Origin of the sequence: Alteromonas sp. LOR, from assembly GCF_000753865.1 — a bacterium.
In the GTDB taxonomy this organism is placed as follows: Bacteria; Pseudomonadota; Gammaproteobacteria; order Enterobacterales; family Alteromonadaceae; genus Alteromonas.
Genome location: NZ_JQFW01000015.1, coordinates 106,297 through 124,641, shown reverse-complemented (window position 1 = coordinate 124,641; position 18,345 = coordinate 106,297). Strand labels below are relative to the sequence as shown.

At 43.8% G+C, this 18,345-nt stretch carries 14 protein-coding genes and 1 other RNA gene; 7 read left to right on the top strand and 8 right to left on the bottom strand.

The features are described 5' to 3' along the window. Nucleotides 1-224: 224 nt before the first annotated feature. On the top strand, nucleotides 225-2,318 hold the full coding sequence (locus tag JV36_RS0105855) for an EAL domain-containing protein (RefSeq protein WP_032096352.1): 2,094 nt from the start codon (nucleotides 225-227) through the stop codon (nucleotides 2,316-2,318). An 11-nt stretch (nucleotides 2,319-2,329) separates the two neighbouring features. Here JV36_RS0105855 and JV36_RS0105850 read toward each other — a convergent pair whose 3' ends face one another. Together JV36_RS0105850 and JV36_RS0105845 are read right to left on the bottom strand one after the other, a co-directional pair. Further along, on the bottom strand, nucleotides 2,330-2,749 hold the full coding sequence (locus JV36_RS0105850; RefSeq protein WP_032096353.1) for a hypothetical protein: 420 nt from the start codon (nucleotides 2,747-2,749) through the stop codon (nucleotides 2,330-2,332). Then, nucleotides 2,749-3,951, bottom strand: a complete 1,203-nt coding sequence (locus JV36_RS0105845; protein ID WP_032096775.1) for a hypothetical protein — start codon at nucleotides 3,949-3,951, stop codon at nucleotides 2,749-2,751. The genes JV36_RS0105850 and JV36_RS0105845 overlap by 1 nt, the downstream gene beginning before the upstream one ends. Nucleotides 3,952-4,393: 442 nt before the next feature. Here JV36_RS0105845 and JV36_RS0105840 point away from each other — a divergent pair, with 442 nt between their 5' ends. Beyond that, entirely contained in the window at nucleotides 4,394-4,690 is a 297-nt protein-coding gene (locus JV36_RS0105840) for a hypothetical protein (RefSeq protein WP_032096354.1), read from the top strand. Between the two features lie 53 nt (nucleotides 4,691-4,743). Here the strand turns inward: JV36_RS0105840 and JV36_RS0105835 are convergent, their stop codons facing one another. Beyond that, nucleotides 4,744-5,061, bottom strand: a complete 318-nt coding sequence (locus JV36_RS0105835; RefSeq protein WP_032096355.1) for a DMT family transporter — start codon at nucleotides 5,059-5,061, stop codon at nucleotides 4,744-4,746. A 309-nt stretch (nucleotides 5,062-5,370) separates the two neighbouring features. On the opposite strand from JV36_RS0105835, the gene JV36_RS0105830 reads away from it, so the two are divergent. Next, nucleotides 5,371-6,144, top strand: a complete 774-nt coding sequence (locus tag JV36_RS0105830; protein WP_081926545.1) for a haloacid dehalogenase type II — start codon at nucleotides 5,371-5,373, stop codon at nucleotides 6,142-6,144. A gap of 252 nt (nucleotides 6,145-6,396) precedes the next feature. Beyond that, nucleotides 6,397-8,187, top strand: coding sequence for a GGDEF domain-containing protein (locus tag JV36_RS0105825; protein ID WP_032096356.1), 1,791 nt, complete (start codon nucleotides 6,397-6,399; stop codon nucleotides 8,185-8,187). A gap of 143 nt (nucleotides 8,188-8,330) precedes the next feature. Here the strand turns inward: JV36_RS0105825 and JV36_RS0105820 are convergent, their stop codons facing one another. Next, complete coding sequence (locus JV36_RS0105820; RefSeq protein WP_268746554.1) at nucleotides 8,331-9,359, bottom strand: branched-chain amino acid aminotransferase; 1,029 nt, start codon at nucleotides 9,357-9,359, stop codon at nucleotides 8,331-8,333. A gap of 305 nt (nucleotides 9,360-9,664) precedes the next feature. Further along, a complete protein-coding gene (locus tag JV36_RS0105815; protein WP_032096358.1) occupies nucleotides 9,665-12,532 on the bottom strand; it encodes a M16 family metallopeptidase in 2,868 nt (955 codons plus the stop codon). Nucleotides 12,533-13,076: 544 nt separating this feature from the next. Between JV36_RS0105815 and JV36_RS0105810 the strand changes: the two genes are divergently transcribed. Next, nucleotides 13,077-14,195 carry a zinc-binding dehydrogenase gene (locus tag JV36_RS0105810; protein ID WP_152561552.1) on the top strand — a complete coding sequence of 373 codons (1,119 nt, stop codon included), beginning with the start codon at nucleotides 13,077-13,079 and terminating at the stop codon, nucleotides 14,193-14,195. Nucleotides 14,196-14,379: 184 nt separating this feature from the next. Here the strand turns inward: JV36_RS0105810 and JV36_RS0105805 are convergent, their stop codons facing one another. Next, the gene (locus JV36_RS0105805) at nucleotides 14,380-15,177 is read right to left on the bottom strand and encodes a peptidylprolyl isomerase (protein ID WP_032096360.1); all 798 of its coding nucleotides are present in this window, start codon (nucleotides 15,175-15,177) and stop codon (nucleotides 14,380-14,382) included. Between the two features lie 191 nt (nucleotides 15,178-15,368). On the opposite strand from JV36_RS0105805, the gene rnpB reads away from it, so the two are divergent. After that, an RNA gene (gene rnpB / locus JV36_RS19225) (RNase P RNA component class A) lies at nucleotides 15,369-15,720 on the top strand. 186 nt (nucleotides 15,721-15,906) lie between these two features. Here the strand turns inward: rnpB and JV36_RS0105795 are convergent. Further along, on the bottom strand, nucleotides 15,907-16,650 hold the full coding sequence (locus JV36_RS0105795) for a substrate-binding periplasmic protein (protein ID WP_442853180.1): 744 nt from the start codon (nucleotides 16,648-16,650) through the stop codon (nucleotides 15,907-15,909). Between the two features lie 355 nt (nucleotides 16,651-17,005). Here JV36_RS0105795 and JV36_RS0105785 point away from each other — a divergent pair, with 355 nt between their 5' ends. After that, nucleotides 17,006-17,539, top strand: a complete 534-nt coding sequence (locus tag JV36_RS0105785) for a 3'-5' exonuclease (protein WP_032096364.1) — start codon at nucleotides 17,006-17,008, stop codon at nucleotides 17,537-17,539. A gap of 70 nt (nucleotides 17,540-17,609) precedes the next feature. Here the strand turns inward: JV36_RS0105785 and JV36_RS0105780 are convergent, their stop codons facing one another. Then, nucleotides 17,610-18,086 carry a hypothetical protein gene (locus tag JV36_RS0105780; protein WP_235207787.1) on the bottom strand — a complete coding sequence of 159 codons (477 nt, stop codon included), beginning with the start codon at nucleotides 18,084-18,086 and terminating at the stop codon, nucleotides 17,610-17,612. Nucleotides 18,087-18,345: the final 259 nt, after the last annotated feature.

Below are 18,345 nucleotides of genomic sequence, written 5' to 3'. Positions count from 1 at the left end.
TGAGCTCAACTATACTTGCGCAAACAAGGGAAGCATCTAAAGTATAATTAGTGTTCACTTTACGTTTTGCTACTATTCGCCCCGTTTTGTCGGGATGAGATTTACCGCGCTGTTTTTGGTCTTAATACAAAGCGTTAAAACAAAAAATATACAAAATGATTTTTCGACAGCGTCTGCCAATGATGTTCAGCTGTTAATGAGTTGGAAATAAATAGAGAGTACCTTTGAAAAGTCTTCGTTTTGAAATTTCTTTTACTACCATTACATCGATAGCGGTTGTGAGCACGCTCATTATCAGCCTGTCGATTTATGTGTATGAAAAGCTATATATAGAGTTTATAGCAACAGAAGTTGAAGCGATTGCACAAAATATGGCGATTGATTTGCTTGATTATATCGACGAGCCTGCAGGCCAATTTAATCAAACCCAAATCTTGCTTAGACTTGAAGAATATGAGTACGTTGAAACAGCCAACTTGTACGATGATGAAAACAACCTGCTAAATAGCTATGTGGGTGCAGCAGGGTTATCGGTTGCTAAAAACAGTCGCGATGAAGCAGTCGCTCAGTCGTCAATGGAATTTGATCGCACCCCAGAAAATGGCGATTACAGCCAACTGTCTTTGGGGATGCATAATCTTGAATCTAAAGTTGTCGTTGTCAAAAATATTGGTGAAATGAGTTTTCCAATGGGTAAGTTAGTTCTCACGTTTAACTTACAAGAGGCGCTTCATGAAAACCGCAAACGGTATGTGATTTTAGTTGCTCCATCGGTTATTGCACTAACACTGTTATCATTATTTATTTCTACACGACTCCATCGTCGTTCCCTACGTCCGTTAGAAAACCTGATAAAAACAATGGATAGCGTAGTGGATGAACAAAGTTATGATGTCACGGTAGAAGAAACGAATAAGTTAGAGACTGCAGCACTGTCCCACGCATTTAACAACATGATGGCTAATATCAAATCTCAGTCACAGATGAATGCACAGAAAAACCTGTTGCTTGAACAGCAACAGTCAAAGCTAGAAACCCTTGCCAATTTTGACGTTTTAACGGGCCTGCCAAACCGACAGTACTTAATGAAAATACTATCCTCGCTGTTAGCGAAAAATGAGCGAGAAAATACCGAATTGTGCCTTATGTTTTTAGACGTTGACGGCTTTAAAAATATCAACGACTCATTTGGTCATGACACCGGAGATAAACTCTTATTACATATTAGCGCTATCATGAGTCACGTCTTGCCAGATAATGCCACCTTGGGAAGGCTTGGCGGAGATGAGTTCCTCGTTATTGTAGACAGCGTGAGCACTCACGGAGATGTGGAGCATATCGCGACAAACCTCATTGATTCGGTAATGAAAGCACACGATGTTAACCGACTGCGGTTAGACTCAAGTTTAAGTATTGGTATTGCTGTAGCGAGTGAATGTCATTACGAGGCGTCCAACTTAATTACCAATGCTGATGTGGCAATGTACCGCGCCAAAAAAGAAGGCAAAGGTCGCCTAGTTTGGTTTAACAGTGCCATGTTTGAAGATACACAGCGAAAGATGCAGATATCGATGCGTCTTGCTAACGCACTAGAAAATGATAGCTTTTACCTTACCTATCAAACAAAAGTCGGGCCGCAGAAAAATATTGAAGGTGTTGAAGTACTGCTTCGTTGGCATGATGAAGTATTAGGCCACGTTTCTCCTGCTGAATTTATTCCTGTTGCAGAAAAAGCCGACAAAATATCGCTTATTTCGCTATGGGTTATTAATCAAACCTGTAAGGAGTTGCCACAGTTGATAGCGCGGTTTGGTAGTCATATTCGTGTGTCTATTAATTTAAGTCCTCACGATCTGAATAATACTGAAGTGACTAGCTATATTTTAAATGGTTTAGACTCCGGAGAGATTTCAGCTCAGCATATTGAGTTTGAAATTACAGAAACTGCTTATATGAATAACTTCGGTGTGGCGAATAGTTTTTTTTTGGCGCTAAAAAAGTACGGTTGCCATTTGTCCCTAGACGACTTTGGCACGGGTTATTCCTCACTTAGCTATCTCACCGAATTTAACATCGATACGCTTAAGATAGATAGGCAGTTTGTCAGTCAAATAGGTCAGTCTGAGCGGTCTGAGAAGATAACCGTTGCTATCATTACTATGGCAAAAAGTCTCAATTTTGCCGTGTGTGCGGAAGGTGTTGAAACCGAAGAGCAGGAAACTTTTCTTCTTGCACACGATTGCGATTTATTACAAGGCTTTCTATATAGCCGGCCCTCTACGCTTAGTCAGTTACAGCAACAGGTTGCGACGAAATAGGCGCTTCTGATCTACCTTGTGGTGTACACCACTTTTAAACCCTCAGGTAGTTGGGTCGACTCAGGCAAATAACCGACACTGCCTTCATTCGCTCTCAAATAGTCTAGCATTTGCTCTGCACTCTCCACTTCTTTAGGAGGCGTCAAACGTCCACTGAATCGCATTTGTGCCCAGTACGCCTGTATGCGAGATTCTGGTAATCCAATAATGCGTGTGTTGAATATCGTTCTGCTTTGCTCACCTGGCGCAATCGACACTGGCGTAAGAGTTAATAACTCGGGAGAAGTCCCGCTCATAAATAAGTCTCTTACTTGAGATTTAGTTAACGTTACGCTGCTCTGGGCAATGTTGGCCACCACCACCACACGCTCAGTTGCAAAGGAGGCTACTGATAGTGTTAAAAGTGCAAAAAGAAGGAGAGCCTGCTTCATCAAAACACCCACTCCAACGCTACTTGATAGAGTGTGGCTTGCCTGTCAAAGTCTTCCTCTCCCGCTTTCACTTCGAAAAATGAGGTATTGCCTTCTTCACCATCAAGAAAGGACACTTCGGCTTTCAATGCCATGTTGGTTTTGAAATCCCAACGCGCGCCGAGTGTTATCGTATCGAGGTTATCAGTTGGAAAGAAAGTGTTTAGCTGCTCTACGGCAAAAAATAGGGTGTCTAGGTCGGGGTTAACCCCAAATGGTATGGTGTTCTCAATGTTATTAACGGACTGGTTTGAAGATGCAAACGTCGCGTGCAATAGCACATTGTCAATGTAGTAGCCTGCCGAGACATAGTAGCTTTCAAGTTCAGCTAGTGTGCCGATATCAGAATTTACGCTCATCCATTCGGCGCTAGCGTACCATTTGAGCCCGTCGTAGCTTGCCCCTAGTAAAAATGAACTCGCACTGTCATTAATAATAAAATTGTCGGCAATATCATTAAACCCAGCGGCTTGTAACCCATTAACAAGAGGAGCCACTCCCTCTATTTGAGCCTTTACTGTTTTTGCTTCTACTGCAGCCGTTCTAAGCTGAAAGCCGCCATAATTAAGCTCTAAAACGCCACCATAAAGCGAATTAACGTTCACGTCTGCGGTAATGCCACTGGTTCTTAATTCGTCGTTGTATTGGCCGAAATACCCTTCAATGTCGTAAGTGAAATTGCCTAATCGCCCTCTATAGCGAGCGTTTCCACCCTCGTACTGAGAAAATAAATAGCTGCTGTAAAGTTGCTGAGGGGCGTTAACCCATGGGTAGGCGAAGCCAACGTCAGTGACGTCTGAATACTTTAAAAAGGGAGTGCGTAAGCGACCAATATTAAATTGAAGAGAATCGGTTGGCGCATAGGTGAGATACAGCCACTCAATGCCAGACTCACGGTCTTCATCGCTGTGAAGCAGCACTTGAACCGATGCCGAAAAATACTGATTTAGCGTGTAATCTGCTTGAAGCCCTAGTAATGACTTTTCTGAAAAACTGACTGAGTCATCGTAGCCCTCATACTCTGCTGAAGACGTATCTAAATAACCGCCTACCGCACGCGCAAATCCGGAGAATTCTATGTCACTGTTGTCTGCAAAAGAAGCAGAGCACCAGCACAGCGCAAGCAGGCTTAAGGCATTATTAAGTAAACTAGTATTTTTCAAAACGTTAACCTGTTGCTGTATCAGTCGAATATGTATTTTATTGAGTAAGCTCAGCCACAAAGCAAAAGCCAAGCAAACACGTTGTTATTTTACATTTTAACGTATGTCGCAACACTAGTGTAATCCACCTGTGGCAGATGTGCTTCATTTATAGCTATTTTTATTGGGTATACCGGGTGTTCACTTTGGCGAGAGGGCGATAATTTGCTGGATTTGCCAAAAGCCTTGGTGTTTTGAAGATATACTCCGAGTGATTGGGGGAGGTAACGCGCCTTTACATAAGGGCAATGTGGTATCTGCATATGCGTTTGCGTCATATCAAAGCACCAACAAGCCTCTCTCTCACCTTTGTCTGCGGTAGTCATTACCGTGTGGAATTGAGACAATGACTATCTTATCTACTTTATTCATTTTGGTTGTACTTATATGGCGAACCTAGTTCGTGGCTAACGTTGTAAACAATGCACTACTCTCATCTAAGCGGCTCGCCATTAATGTGGTGACCTATAAAGAAGGTCATCGTGTGTTAGAACACAATGACCCTATGGGAAGTGGGCGCTATTATAAATTCAATGTTGTGTTGGAAAAGCCCGAGAGAGGCGGTGTGTTTCGCGCAGAAAAAGTTATCTTCAACTTATTTAATCGCATTTACTTTTTTCGCCCTGACAAATATTTGCATAGCGTGAGCAAAATAGAAAAAGGCCAGCGTAAATTGTTGTCTATTGCTTTGTATATTTAAAGGTTACGCTTTTGTGTAAGCCAGTTTTAGTAAGCCAGCACAGTGAAAAAGCTCTAGTGAGCGAGTTTAAGTACTATCACTCCGGCAACAATAAGCGCTACGCCGCAGTATCTCGCAATTGATGATGGGTCGCCATAATACATAACGCCTACTAAAAAAGTGCCTGCCGCGCCAATGCCTGTCCACACAGCGTATGCGGTACCAATAGGAATGTGCTTTTGAGCCATCCACAAGCAAAAACCACTGGCAGCCATAAAGCCAACGGCTAACCCAATACCTACCACACGGGTTTCAACCTCCTGTGCTAGCTTAAGTCCCACAGGCCATCCTATTTCTAATAGGCCCGCTACTATCAAATATATCCAGCTCATTTGTCTTTCCTTTTTAACGTGCTGTGTGGGTGCGTAGCCTAGCGTTTAAATATTAAAATTACACTCGATATATCGTACTAGATTGCATCTGAGCGATTCTTTATAAAGGGCAAATTGAAAAGATAAAAACACGCCTATTTCTCTATTTATTTCAACAATGCGTTTAGCTGTGATTTACGCCATGTTGCAATTAACCCGTGATTTTCCCCGGTGTTTCATTTAGTCTAGGAATGGCTTGAACGGTCGTTCAAGTTATTCGTCTTTAACGTAAATACACATTCACCTTTAACGTAAATAGACAGAGGTATTATGAGGAGTCGCACACTACTATCCCTTTTTAGCGTATTTTGGCTGTTTAATAGCAGCGTATTTGCCAACGATTCAGCAGAGACAACGGCTCAACACACAAAGCCTAAAGTAATTATTTTTGACGTAAACGAAACCTTATTAGACCTTGAAAACATGCGTACCTCAGTGGGCGAGGCGCTCAATGGTCGAGACGATTTACTGCCATTGTGGTTTTCCACTATGTTGCATCATTCTTTAGTGGTGTCAGCGACAGGCGAATACCAATCTTTTGGAAATATCGGTGTTGCAGCGTTAGAAATGGTGGCAGAAAATAATGATATTGTTATTTCACACGATAATGCACGAACCGCCATCGTGACACCGCTGCGCTCTTTGCCGGCGCATCCAGATGTTGCCGAAGGGCTAGCGGCATTAAAAGCGCAAGGATATAAGTTAGTAACCTTAACTAATTCATCCCTTGAAGGCGTTAAATTACAGCTAAAGAATGCCAAATTAAGCCAATATTTTGATGCTAACTTCAGCATAGAATCTGTGGGTGTATTTAAACCTCATTTAAAAACCTACCAATGGGCGCTTAATGACTTGGGCGTCGATGCTGGCGACGCGCTTATGGTAGCGGCCCACGGCTGGGATATTGCAGGTGCGAACAAAGCTGGTCTTAAAACCGCCTTTATCCGTCGCCCTGGTAAAGTCCTTTTTCCGTTAGCGGAAAAGCCAAACTACAATGTGTCAGACGTGAATGATTTAGCTCGCATGCTCGCAGCGTTAAAATAAAGGACATAAAGGGGGTCAGAACCGCATTTTTATTCGCGGTTCTGTCACTTTCTAACGGTTGCACTTTCTAACGGTTGCACTTTCTAACGTTTGAACAGGCAAAAGCGACTATAAATAGTTGAAACCTTTATTTCGTCTGTTCAATGGTTAACCTATCTATTATGCTTGCGAGAAGGGGCTATGGCATTAATGCCTCCTCTCAATCCAATAAAAAACAAGAAGCACTGTCCATAACATGTAACTGGAAGAAAAATGGCGTATCGATTTATTATCGCTCTGTTCCTCATTTTACCGATTAAGTACGGAGTTGCTAATGAAGAGCGTATCGCAACGGTAGAGCAGCAACTTTCTGAGCTTGATGAAAAAAGTGTTGCTACGTTACCTTTGTTGATTGAGCTATCGTCGACTTACTTATACAAAGATCCAAGCTTGGCAGAGCGCTATGCTTCACAAGCTCTGCCTATAAGCGTAGAGAGCAAAGATGACATGAGCCGCTCTGAGGTGTCTCGCCTACTTGGTATGGCAACTATGTATCAAGGTAAAAATGAAGAAGCTCTTACCTATCTGACCCAAGCAATTACCGCCGCACGTAACACGAACAATCCTCATCTACTCTCTGTTTGTAATCGATCTCTTGGTGTTTTTTACGAGTTGACTGTGGATTACGACAATGCCATGAAGTTCTATATAGACGCCCTAAAATTTGCAAAGCGTAGCGAAGATACCGCCGATTTAGCCATGGTTTATGGCAATTTAGGCAACGTACTCAACTCTCAGGGTGATTACGATGAGGCTGCCGATTATTTTAAAAAGGCGAGGGATATCCACAAGCAAGCCAACAACACTGAGATGGTGATGAATATGACCGTTGGTTTGGGTATGTCTTACCTAAAGTCTCGGCAATTAGATAAGGCACAAAATATTTTTGAAAGCGTTCTTGCCAGTGATGATGTTATTGTTGACTTCACCTACAGCGAAGCTAGTGTAAGTTTGGCGCACGTATATCAACAGCGAGGATTGATTACCAAATCTATCGATATGTACAAATACGTTATCGAAAATGCTCGCGCAGGCTCTTACCCTCAGGCTTTAGCTTCCGCTTATCTCGGGTTAGGCGATTTGTACCAGTCATTAACTCGGTATGATGATGCGCTGCGTTTGTATCGCCAGGGCATTGTCACCGTTAAGAACAAGACCTCAGTTGAGAGCGAAATAGCGCTGTATGAAAGCTTAGCCATGCTTGAATTAAAGCTAGGAAACTACGAAGAAGCAGCAAAAGTTCAGGCGGAATATATTGACAGGCGAAATGCGATTCAGCCTGTTACTCAGTCGGGTATTATCAAAAAACTCGAAGCTCAGATTAAAAACGAACAAGAGTTGATTAAGCTTCAAGAAAGCCTGTTACAACGAGAGCGTGAGGCTCGTCATTCCTCGTTCTATTTATTTTCTGCTGTAGTTATCTCATTAATATGCGCATTATTGTTCCTCACATTATTATTGCGAAGACAAAAACTACTTAGACTGGAGCATGCCAATGAGGTGTTAATCGATGCCTCAGAAACGGATTATTTAATAGGAATTGGAAATCGTCGTTACCTTGACCGAAAATTTCGAAGTCAACGGGGCATCAATATAGACATGGCCTTTCTGTTACTAGATATCGATTATTTTAAAGCCATAAACGACACTCATGGTCACGATGCTGGTGATAAAGTGCTGGTTGCGTTGGCTAATGAAGTGAAAGCGCTATGTCAAAGTGATGATATTTTTGCCCGTATTGGGGGCGAAGAATTTGTCATTATGACTTTCAACAAAAGCGAAGTTGACGCAATGGCGTTTGCTGAACGTTTGAGAGGACACGTGGAGGCGATGATTCCACCCAGTGAATGCCCGCAAGATATAAGCGTTACGGTAAGTATAGGTGTTGCTATCGGAAGTATGAAAGCGGCCCAATACGATGTGCTATATAAACAGGCCGACATAGCACTGTTCCAAGCGAAAACCCGTGGTAGAAATCAGGTGAAGCAGTATAGTGCGCCGTAGTCCAAAGCGTGCTTTTAATAGTACGAGCGCACCGTGATAGAGACACTGACAGCACAACAAGCGCCCTCGCCATGCTGTCAATAGCGGCTCGAGAGGAAATATCTAACGAGCCTAATCAACCGTTCTTAATCAGTAGCCTAGTGTTACGGATTAATTTTTACTAACCAGTTATGCGTATCTTCTGCCTTGCCCCACTGTATATCGTTCAGCGCTTGACGAAGCTTCATAGTAACTGGGCCTGCTTCGCCGTTACCTACTTGATACTCTTTTTCGTTGTGAATAAGCGTGCCCACAGGCGTTAGTACTGCCGCTGTACCAGATAGAGCAGCCTCTGCGCCAGGCTTGGCTGCGCGTTCTAGCAGCTCGCTCACCGTAAGCTCTCTTTCGCTTACCGTCATGCCATGGTCTTTTGCTAGTTGTAGAACTGTCGCGCGAGTTACACCGTGCAGGAAGCTAGAATCTAGGCCTTTGGTGATGATCTCGTTGCCATCGATAAGTAAGAAGTTTGCCGCGCCAGTTTCCTGTACGTCACCATTTGGACAAAACAGAATTTGATCGGCCTGCACTTCTTCTCTTGCCTTTAGAATAGGCGGTAATGCACTGGCGTAGTTACCACCACTTTTTACCATACCCATGTGCGGCGCACAGCGCATACCCGTTTCGTCTAGTAAAAGACGAAGCGGCTTTAAACCACCGGCAAAATAATCACCAACGGGTGATAAAAGCACGTATAGCATTGATGTGGCCGACGGTGCAGCTGCTTTACCAATAGACGCTTCAGTACCTACATGCGTTGGGCGAATATACATTGAACCAGGAGGCTCTGGAACTTCTGAGCTGTACTTCGATACCACGTCGATAATCATTGCTTCTACTTGCGCTTTATCTATTTCAGGCAAGTTGAGTAAACGACTGCTTTGTGCAAAGCGTTCGATATTTTTGTCCATACGAAAAATGTTAATACTGCCATCTTCGTGCTTAAACGCCTTAAGACCCTCAAAACATGTGCTCGAGTAGTGAAGAACATGCGCGCCAGGATGCATTTGTATGGCGTCTGAACTGACAAACTCAGTCTCAGACCATGCGTCGTTTTCAAAGCGGGTAAGCGCCATTTCAGGCATGAATACGGTACCGAATACGGCCATTAGGGTTTCCTGTTTATGTGTTCTCAAAAATACTGCGGTGAGTTTATCAAAAATTACCCTGTTTGCTAAAAGAATGTGCAAAAGGAAATCATCTTTGTCATGTAAATTGTAAACTTGAGGCCTTTCTCGACACAAAGAAAAGGCCCTATGCTTTTATGATGCTAGGGACTTAAGGTAGTCGCGCTCTTGATACTAGCACTGTTGATGCTCGCACTTTTGGTACTAGGGCTTTTCACTACTACAGCCGAAGGGCACATTGTAGCCTTCGGCTTATTCTCAGTATTGCAGTGTATTTAGGCTGTCTAAAGCATACTAAAGCGTACTAAAGCGAACTAGAGCTTAGTACCGTGAATATCCAGTTCTACCAGAGGCGAGTCTAGAGATGCCGCGAATGCAGCTACCTTTTCTCGCTGAGTATTACCGTCGCCCGCAATAACATAAATCATGGCTGGCTCCTGCATATACTGCTCGATAACCCGATGCACCTCATCTAAGTTGGCATTTAGTGCGTAGTTTTGCTGTAGCTCTACGTAATTAGCAGGGCGGTTGTATTCGCTAATCTCCTCTAGCATACGTAACTTGCTTCCCAAGGTTTCAAACGCTCGCGCATTGCCTTTAATCACCATGTTTTGCATGACAGACAAATCTTGCTGGTCAAAGGTGTCTTTGTAATCGCCCACAAGACGTTTGAATTCCTCTAGCGATTCTTTAGTTACATTGCTTCTCACCTGAGAACTTGCAATAAATGCTGAATGATAAGGGCCGCCTCTTACATACGAATAAGCGCCGTAGGTGTAGCCTTTCTCAATTCTCAATGTTTGAGCTAAACGTCCGCTAATTCCACCGCCAAGTGATGTGTTGGCATATTCAATGGGGTAAATGTCGTCGTTTTGTGCATTTGGAAGCAGCTTGCCCATATAGATAACAGATTGCTTTGCATCTGGAATATCAATAAAGAACACGCGGCTATCTGCCGATGTAACGGCAGGTTTTAGCTTAGGCAGTGAAGCCGTTGCACCAGACCAATCGCTGAACGAAGAAAGTGCGGCAATGACCGACGCTTTATCGACTGCACCCACACTATGGTATTGGCTACCTAGCGGCTTAATGTTAGCTGCGTAATAGGCCTCAACATCGTCCAATGTAATGGTATCGATACTGGTGAGCGTTCCACCTGTGGCAACGCCTAATGGGTGATTATCGCCGTAAAGTTTGGTAGAGAAAACGTTGAATGCTGTGCGCGATGGGTTACTTAAGCTCTGCTTGATGTTCGTCAGCTGAGCTTGTTTTATTCTATCAAAATCAGCTTGTTTAAAAGCAGGCATAGTTAGCATTTCAGAGACCAACGCCATTGTCTCGCGGTAGTTTTTAGCGAGCACACTTCCTCGAAGCGTAATATCGTACTTCGATGCACTTACGTTAACCGACGCACCAAGTAGACCAAGTGCTTGTTCAAACTCTGCCGCCGTTCTTTTTTCAGTACCCTCAAATAACATATCGGCAAGTAGCGCTGATGTGCCTTCCTTACCGCTTGCGTCTAGCAGCTGGCCACCCGGGAAACGCATGCTGAAATTCACTAATGGCAGCTCGGTATCTTCAATACCATAAGCATTAATACCTAATTCAGTAGTATGCTGCCACACATCAGGTACGTTAATAGCAGGCAGGTCTGTTAGTGCGGGTTCACTGCGATCGTTGTTGGTGTTAGTGCGCTTGAATGCGACGTTATCCGACTCGTTAAACTCCTTTTCTGCCCCTTCTATAATTTGCTCTTCAACCACGTTTGCCTTAGTGGCGTTGTCCATAGCAAGTTCAATTTTGCCTTTAGGAACGAAGTTGGTAATAACGGCAGGCTTGTTTAGCACATACTGGTTAAATACACGCATGATGTCTTCGGTTGTGACACTGTTAATCTGCGCAATTTCAGTATGATAAAAATCAGGAGATTGTGCATACTCATTGTATATTCCAAGCTGAAGGGACTTGTTAAGAATGCTTTCAAACTGTTCATAAAACGCGGTTTCGGTTTGCGCGCGTATGCGAGTCAGCTGAGCATCGGTAACGCCTTTGTCTTTGAAAGTAGCTAAACCTTGTTTAACAAGGGCATGGACTTCATCTAAAGGTTGACCTGAATTTGCTCGTACTCGCAATGTGAACGTACCAGCAACTTCCTGCGCAGAGTGATAAGCCGATACATTTGGAGCCACTTGCTTTTCAGTAACGAGTAACTCGTATAGCGGTGTGTCTTTAGACCCTGCCAATAATTCGCCAAGCATATCAAGAGCGTATGCGTCAGGATGATACTGTTCAACAGTAGGTAGCGTAATTCTAATTTCAGGAAGGCGAGCAAAATTATCTTCATGCACCAAAGTAATATCCCTATCTAACGACACTGGCTTAGGCTCTATAGGCGCCACCGACTTGCCGGCATCAATTTCGCCAAACCAATAAGCCACTTTTTCTTTTGTTGCTTCAATGTCGATATCACCGGCAATCACTAGCGTTACGTTTGATGGGGTATAAAACTCGTTGTAAAAGCCTTTTACATCTTCCAGCGTAGCTGCCTGTAAGTCTTCTAAATCGCCAATAACCGTCCAGCTGTAAGGGTGTTCAGCGGGGTAAAGCGCTTTGCGAATAACGTGGTCGGTATGGCCGTAAGGGCGGTTGTCCACGCGCTGACGTTTTTCATTTTTCACCACCTGTTTTTCGCGCTCAAGAGTAGGCTCGGTAACCGTATTGATCATAAAGCCTAAACGGTCTGAGTCTATCCAAAGCAGCTTATCAAACGCATCTTTTGGCACCACTTCGTAGTAAATAGTACCGTCACTCCAGGTGCCGCCATTTCGACTCCCACCTAATTCAGGGATCATTTTGCGATTAGCGCCTTTAGGCACATTTTCAGAATCGTTAAAGGCCATGTGTTCAAAGAAGTGGGCAAACCCTGTTCTTCCAGGTTTTTCTCTGTTGGAGCCAACGTGTACCACGGTGGCAAGCGAGACAATAGGGTCAGACTTATCTTCATGCAAAATGACCGTTAAACCATTGTCTAACTGATATTTCTCGTATTCGATATTAAGACCTGGCTCATCGGCCTTCACTTCTTTTTTTACACTATCCTTAGAGGATGGTGCAGTAGGAGCACATGCGGTTACCGCAGTTGCCAAAGCAATAATACCAAAGAGGTAAGTACCTGCTTTCATGGAGTAATCCCTTCTATTTATTCTTGAGTGGATGGTAGGGCGTGTTGATCTTTTTTGTACGATTTTTGGGCTAAATGGAAGCATTTTAATCGCGGAACAGTCCTGTAGGCCTAGTGGGCTAAGTCAAAGGACTGTGACAAAGAGTAAAATGCTTCCATAACGCCCCCTTCGGGCAGCGCCTGTGAGCTATTTATCCTGCGTTGAATGGTTTCGATTTAGCCCGCTAGACCTTCAACCGTTCGCCTTGTCTAAATAGCTCACAGACCGCTGCAAAAATGTACATCAAAGAGCAACACGCCCTAGTCGCTCTACAATAGTAACTATTGATAGTAGGCACAAGTTGCTGGTGGTTTTAGAAAGAGACGACAGTACGTTTTTGTAAAGTACAACTGACTGCACAAGTACTCCAGTTAGCACCGTATACCGATAAAATTCTTATGGTTGCCTATCCACCTAAGTGATTCGCGTGCAGCTTTTCTTAGTGCTAGCGTAAGGTTATAAGCAAACGCTATTACTCAAAATAATTACACGGAGAATGATTACTGTGACAACATCAAAACAACTACTAACAAAAATTACTTCGCAAGGTCAGCTAGAAATTAACCTCGTTGACTCGGATATTCCTGAGCCAAAAGCGCACCAGGTTGTTGTTAAAATTGAAGCCACACCTATCAATCCGTCGGATATGTGGCCTATGTTTGGCCCAGCAAATTTGAATGAAGCGACCTTCGATGCAGACAAGGGTCAGCTAACGGCACCCGTGCACCCCGGTTTACTACCTCGTATAAAATCTCGCTTGGACATGTCATTACCTATCGGTAATGAAGGTGCTGGCGTGGTAGTGGCTGCCGGTGAAAGTGAAGCAGCTCAATCTATGTTGGGTAAAACGGTCGCGGTACTATCAGGTGCCTGTTTTGCGCAGTACTGCTGCGTGCCGGTTCAAGCGTGTATCGTTCATAAAGAAGAGACTACGCCGCAGCAAGCTGCGTCATCGTTTGTTAACCCGCTGACGGCCTTGGGTATGGTTGAAACTATGCGCATGGAAGGACATAGTGCATTGGTTCACACCGCAGCGGCCTCTAACTTAGGTATTATGCTAAACAAAATTTGTATTGCCGAAGGCGTGCCTTTGGTCAATATAGTACGCAAGCAGTCTCAAGCTGATTTATTGACTGAAATTGGCGCAAAATACGTATGCAATTCGTCAAGCGATAGCTTTAAAAAAGACCTCTACAAAGCCATTGAAGCAACCGGTGCCACATTGGCGTTTGATGCCATTGGTGGGGGCGAGTTGGTTAGCGACATTCTAACGGCAATGGAAGCGGTTGGAAGCAAAGACGCTGAAGGTTTTAATACCTACGGCTCAGACGCCAACAAACAAGTGTATATTTACGGCGGCCTAGACTTTTCACCTACTATCTTAAACCGTGCCTATGGCATGACTTGGGGAATTGGCGGGTGGCTATTAATGCGCTTCTTAGGCAAATTAGCCCCTGAAAAAGTGGGTGCGCTACACCATCGCGTGGCAAATGAAATTAACACCACGTTTAAGAGCGACTTTACTGATGTATTAAGCTTAGAAGAGGCATTGCAGCCTGAAAGAATAGCTCAATATAATGCAAAGAAAACCGGCGAAAAGTATTTAATCAATCCTCAGAAATAGATGTTGTTGATAAGGCTGACTTGAGTTTAGAAGAAGCCATTTTTCGCAATACTAAAAAAGCCACCTCTTACCAAGAGGTGGCTTTTTATTTGGCCGCTAAATGCTTTTTTTATAGTTAAAGGCTCTACAGTAGCGCTAAAGGCTTTCCATTGAAGCTAAAGGCTTTGCAAAAGCAGCTAGAAGTTTATGAGCGCTTAAACTTAACGCAGCGACATACCAGCGCTAAGCTCAGTAAGAAAAAGCCTAAGCTTCCTCCGCCAGACGAACTGTTGCCAGAGCCTGGAACATCTGGAGAGACTGCGTCTATCAGCGTATTTTCAACAGGAATAATATCTGGATTGGTCACCGTTGCGCTATCTGTCACTACTACGTCAGTAATAATCACCAAGTTGTCGCCTGTTACCTCAACATCATTATTCGCATCGGCGCTGGTATAGTCTTGCAGCGGAATAGAGTCCGCTGCAGCGCCTAAATTAAAACGTGGTAGGTCTTCAATAGCATCAAGTACCTCCATGCCATTACCTAACACTTGGCCAAACACGGTAAACCCGCCATTTTGCACATCTAGGTTTGCGCTGTTGTCAGATAAGTTAATAAACCATTGTGATGTGGCGCTATCTGGTGAACTGGCAAGCTTTGCCATTGCAATAGTGCCGCGAACGTTAGATAACAAAGGCTCATTAATAACAGGCGTTCCTGTGGGTACGCTATCAAGAGGAAACATACCGTTATAAACAAAACCGCCGCTTTGCGCGACGAAGCCTGGCTCTAAACGATGTACCACTGTGTTTGCATAGGCTCCTGAGTTTACATAGTCCAAAAAGTTCTCGACGGTTTCAGGAGTCTTTTCATCGAAAAGGTTTATTTGTACGTTGCCTAGTGCGGTTCGTACTTCAACTACAGTGGCCTGCACTGTGCCGGCCATTAACAGACCTAAAACACCCGCTACTCGCAAAGAGTTTGATTTAGCTAGAGTAAACATCAATTGATACGCTTATAAAAAAATGAATGGCTTGATTCTACGGTAGAAGCCGAAACGATTACAAATAAAGATGAAGCTGCATTTTTTATCTAAAGGCTGTTACCGATGGCAAATAGACCGCTGCACAAAGGTACAGCAAAGATCAACACGCCCTATCGCTATTAATGTTGGCTTACTGTAGAATGCGCCGCGGAGTTGGCCAGGCAATCGCCGCTTTCGCAAGAAAGGGGAGGAAAGTCCGGGCTCCAAAGGGCAGGGTGCCAGATAACGTCTGGGCGGCGTGAGCCGACGACAAGTGCAGCAGAGAGAAGACCGCCTAAGCATGTTTACATGCCGGTAAGGCTGAAAGGGTGCGGTAAGAGCGCACCGCACCTCTGGTAACAGAGTGTGGCGAGGTAAACTCCACCCGGAGCAAGACCAAATAGGATCCCTTAACGTGTGGCCCGCATGGGGATCGGGTAGGTTGCTTGAATCAGTGAGTAATTGCTGATCTAGAGGAATGGTTGCCCACGACAGAACCCGGCTTATCGGCCAACTCCACCTTTATTTTTGTGAGCAACGTAATCACGTTGTTTACCACTTTCGTCGGCATATACGTTTTGCGCGGCGATAAGGCGATTAAGCCTTTATTTAACCTTTCGTGAACGCTCTTTTTAAAAGCTTCTTTGCAAGGTAATAGCAAGACATTAACTCGTTGGCAAACATAGCCCGATAGCTGCTATCTGGCAGTTAGATAGAGAAATCGGCGTATTTGTCGATTATTGATTGAATCCTCTCCTCAGCTCTTAACTTCTTTATGGCGTTATTCAACGTGCCTATCTTATCTTTATGTCGGCTATGCAAACGAAGGGCGAGGGAGCCTTTGGTGTGAATAGCGCCTAAACTAATTTCAACACCGTGTTTAGCAGACCAATAGCGAGCAACGGCCTCTTCCATAATTGCCACTTCTATCCGTTGATTACGCAAGGCCAATATGAGGTCACTTTCCGATTGAAAGGCGAGAGGCGTAAAGGTATCAGCGTCAAAATAAACGTAGCCTTCTACGGTACCAACAATACTGTCTTTACGAATTTGGTTACGAGTGTGATAACGGTCTACATTTTCTGGAAGGGTAATAAAGTACTCTGTTACGTCGATAATAGGGTCGGTGAAAACAAAGTTACCGTTTGCTTCATTTGATGGCACCCATTCTGGGCTGAAAAAGTCAAAATCGAGTGCCCCATTTTTAAACGCCTGCGCAGCTCGCTTTGTGGATAGCATAACTTTTTCGGTTTTAAACCCGGCAGTGTCCATAATTAATGGTAGTAATTCAACCATTATGCCAGGACGAAGAGAGTCCACCGCATTTTCATAGGGTATTGAGCTGCCTGAAGTACCTAGATTATATCTCAGCGATTCCTTGGCAATACAGGCTGAAGAGGCTAACGAGAGCAGCAACATCTTTACTAAAATTCGATATATTCGTCGTTTCACTGGGTCCATCCACATCGTAAAAAGTCGCTCGTAAACACTGCATCATTTATAAAAAAGACTAAAGATTCCATCAACAGCGCTTGCATCGTTTGTTTAGACGTTTTTAGGTATTGTTTATTAATAAGCGAGACGCTTTAAACGCAACCCATGTGGTCAGAGTAGTGCAAATTAACGATGATGAAAAGTGGCATGATTCTACTATTGCGATGCTAGAAGTAAAAAATAAGAAAAAGTGCGTATATTCGGCTGAGTCGGCTTTTAGTAGCCTAAAAGAAAAATGTACTGCTACCCTTTAAGATACAGGTGCAGTGTGTCAGCAATATAACGTGCTAGTAATTAATTATGCGGAGAAAAAGTGCAAAATAGATGGCTCCCTTCTATCGTCGATGTTGAAGCAAGTGGTTTTGGGGCGGCGAGTTACCCCATTGAAGTCGGCATCGTGCGCTATGATGGTGCAAAGTGGTGTAAATTGATCCGCCCGTTTGATTCGTGGATCCACTGGGATGATAAAGCCGAACAACTGCACGGTATAACAAGAGAGATGCTTCACACTCGCGGCGTTGAGCCTGTGAGAGTGTGTCACGAGCTTAATCACTTTTTAGGCAATACCATAGTGTACAGTGACGGTTGGGTGGTTGATAACCCATGGTTGATAAAGCTGTTTAGCGCCGCTCAGGTTGAGATGGCGTTTACGTGCAGGGCAATGGAATACATTTTGAGCGAGCCGCAGATGAACATGTGGCATGAGGTGAAGGATGATTTATCAGTGAATTTAGATACCCAGCGACATAGAGCTAGTGCCGACGCCTATTTAATTCAGCAAACGTTTATACAAACTCAGATTAAGGCCAGTAAAAAGGCTCACCAGTCGCCTAAACAATGTAAATAAGGGCAAGACAAATAAGGGAAAACAAATAAAGCCAAAACGAACTAAGAGCCTACCTTTGAAACACAACCCCTTAAAAGAGGTAATGCACACCTAGAGAAAGCGCCATGTTTTCTTCTTCTCCAACCTGCCGATGTTCAATTTCTACTGCCATGTTCAACCCTTTATTATCGCCTAAAAGCCATCCTAATCGGGTAAACGTGCCTATATCTGTTGGAACATACAGCCACTCTGCGTAATGACTAAATGCCGTGTTTTTCGTATTGTACGTGGCGTAAACATGTTGAGGTAAGCGCGTATTAAAACTGCGTTTGGCACTCACAGACGTTTGCGAACCGGCGGGGTAGGTAAAGCTACTGTCGTACTGATGGGTTTCTGTGATGGAATGTGGTCTGTAGCGGCTTTTCAGCTGCCAGTTTGCCATCTTTGCGCTTTTAAAATGAATGGGACCAAAGTTAGATTCCACACTTCTTTCACGCGCACTCGCATTGCTAGCGGCAAAACAGAGTCCGCATAGTAGCAATAAAACGTAGAAGCGCTTGGTTGTCATGTGTTTCACTTTAAGTGTCAATTTCATTGCTTGTTACAACACAATCAGCAACAAAGAAGTTTAGAGTAAAGAAAGAATAAGAGCACCACTCTTTACTCAACAATCTTATTATGGCACTGCTTATCGGCGTCTACGGTATCACACTGATGCAGTACGTATTTTTATAGCTACTTATTTAACAGCAACTTTTTAATTGGCTAACTAGTAAAGCATAAATAGCTTTATCTAAGCATAGACAAAAATGCAGGTTACGGAAATG

Bases quoted from the DNA above. Each gene is read 5' to 3' on its own strand.
- JV36_RS0105850 (WP_032096353.1), bottom strand. From the start codon at position 2,749: ATGAAGCAGGCTCTCCTTCTTTTTGCACTTTTAACACTATCAGTAGCC.
- JV36_RS0105835 (WP_032096355.1), bottom strand. From the start codon at position 5,061: ATGAGCTGGATATATTTGATAGTAGCGGGCCTATTAGAAATAGGATGG.
- JV36_RS0105830 (WP_081926545.1), top strand. From the start codon at position 5,371: ATGAGGAGTCGCACACTACTATCCCTTTTTAGCGTATTTTGGCTGTTT.
- JV36_RS0105825 (WP_032096356.1), top strand. From the start codon at position 6,397: ATGGCGTATCGATTTATTATCGCTCTGTTCCTCATTTTACCGATTAAG.
- JV36_RS0105815 (WP_032096358.1), bottom strand. From the start codon at position 12,532: ATGAAAGCAGGTACTTACCTCTTTGGTATTATTGCTTTGGCAACTGCG.
- JV36_RS0105805 (WP_032096360.1), bottom strand. From the start codon at position 15,177: ATGTTTACTCTAGCTAAATCAAACTCTTTGCGAGTAGCGGGTGTTTTA.
- JV36_RS0105780 (WP_235207787.1), bottom strand. From the start codon at position 18,086: ATGACAACCAAGCGCTTCTACGTTTTATTGCTACTATGCGGACTCTGT.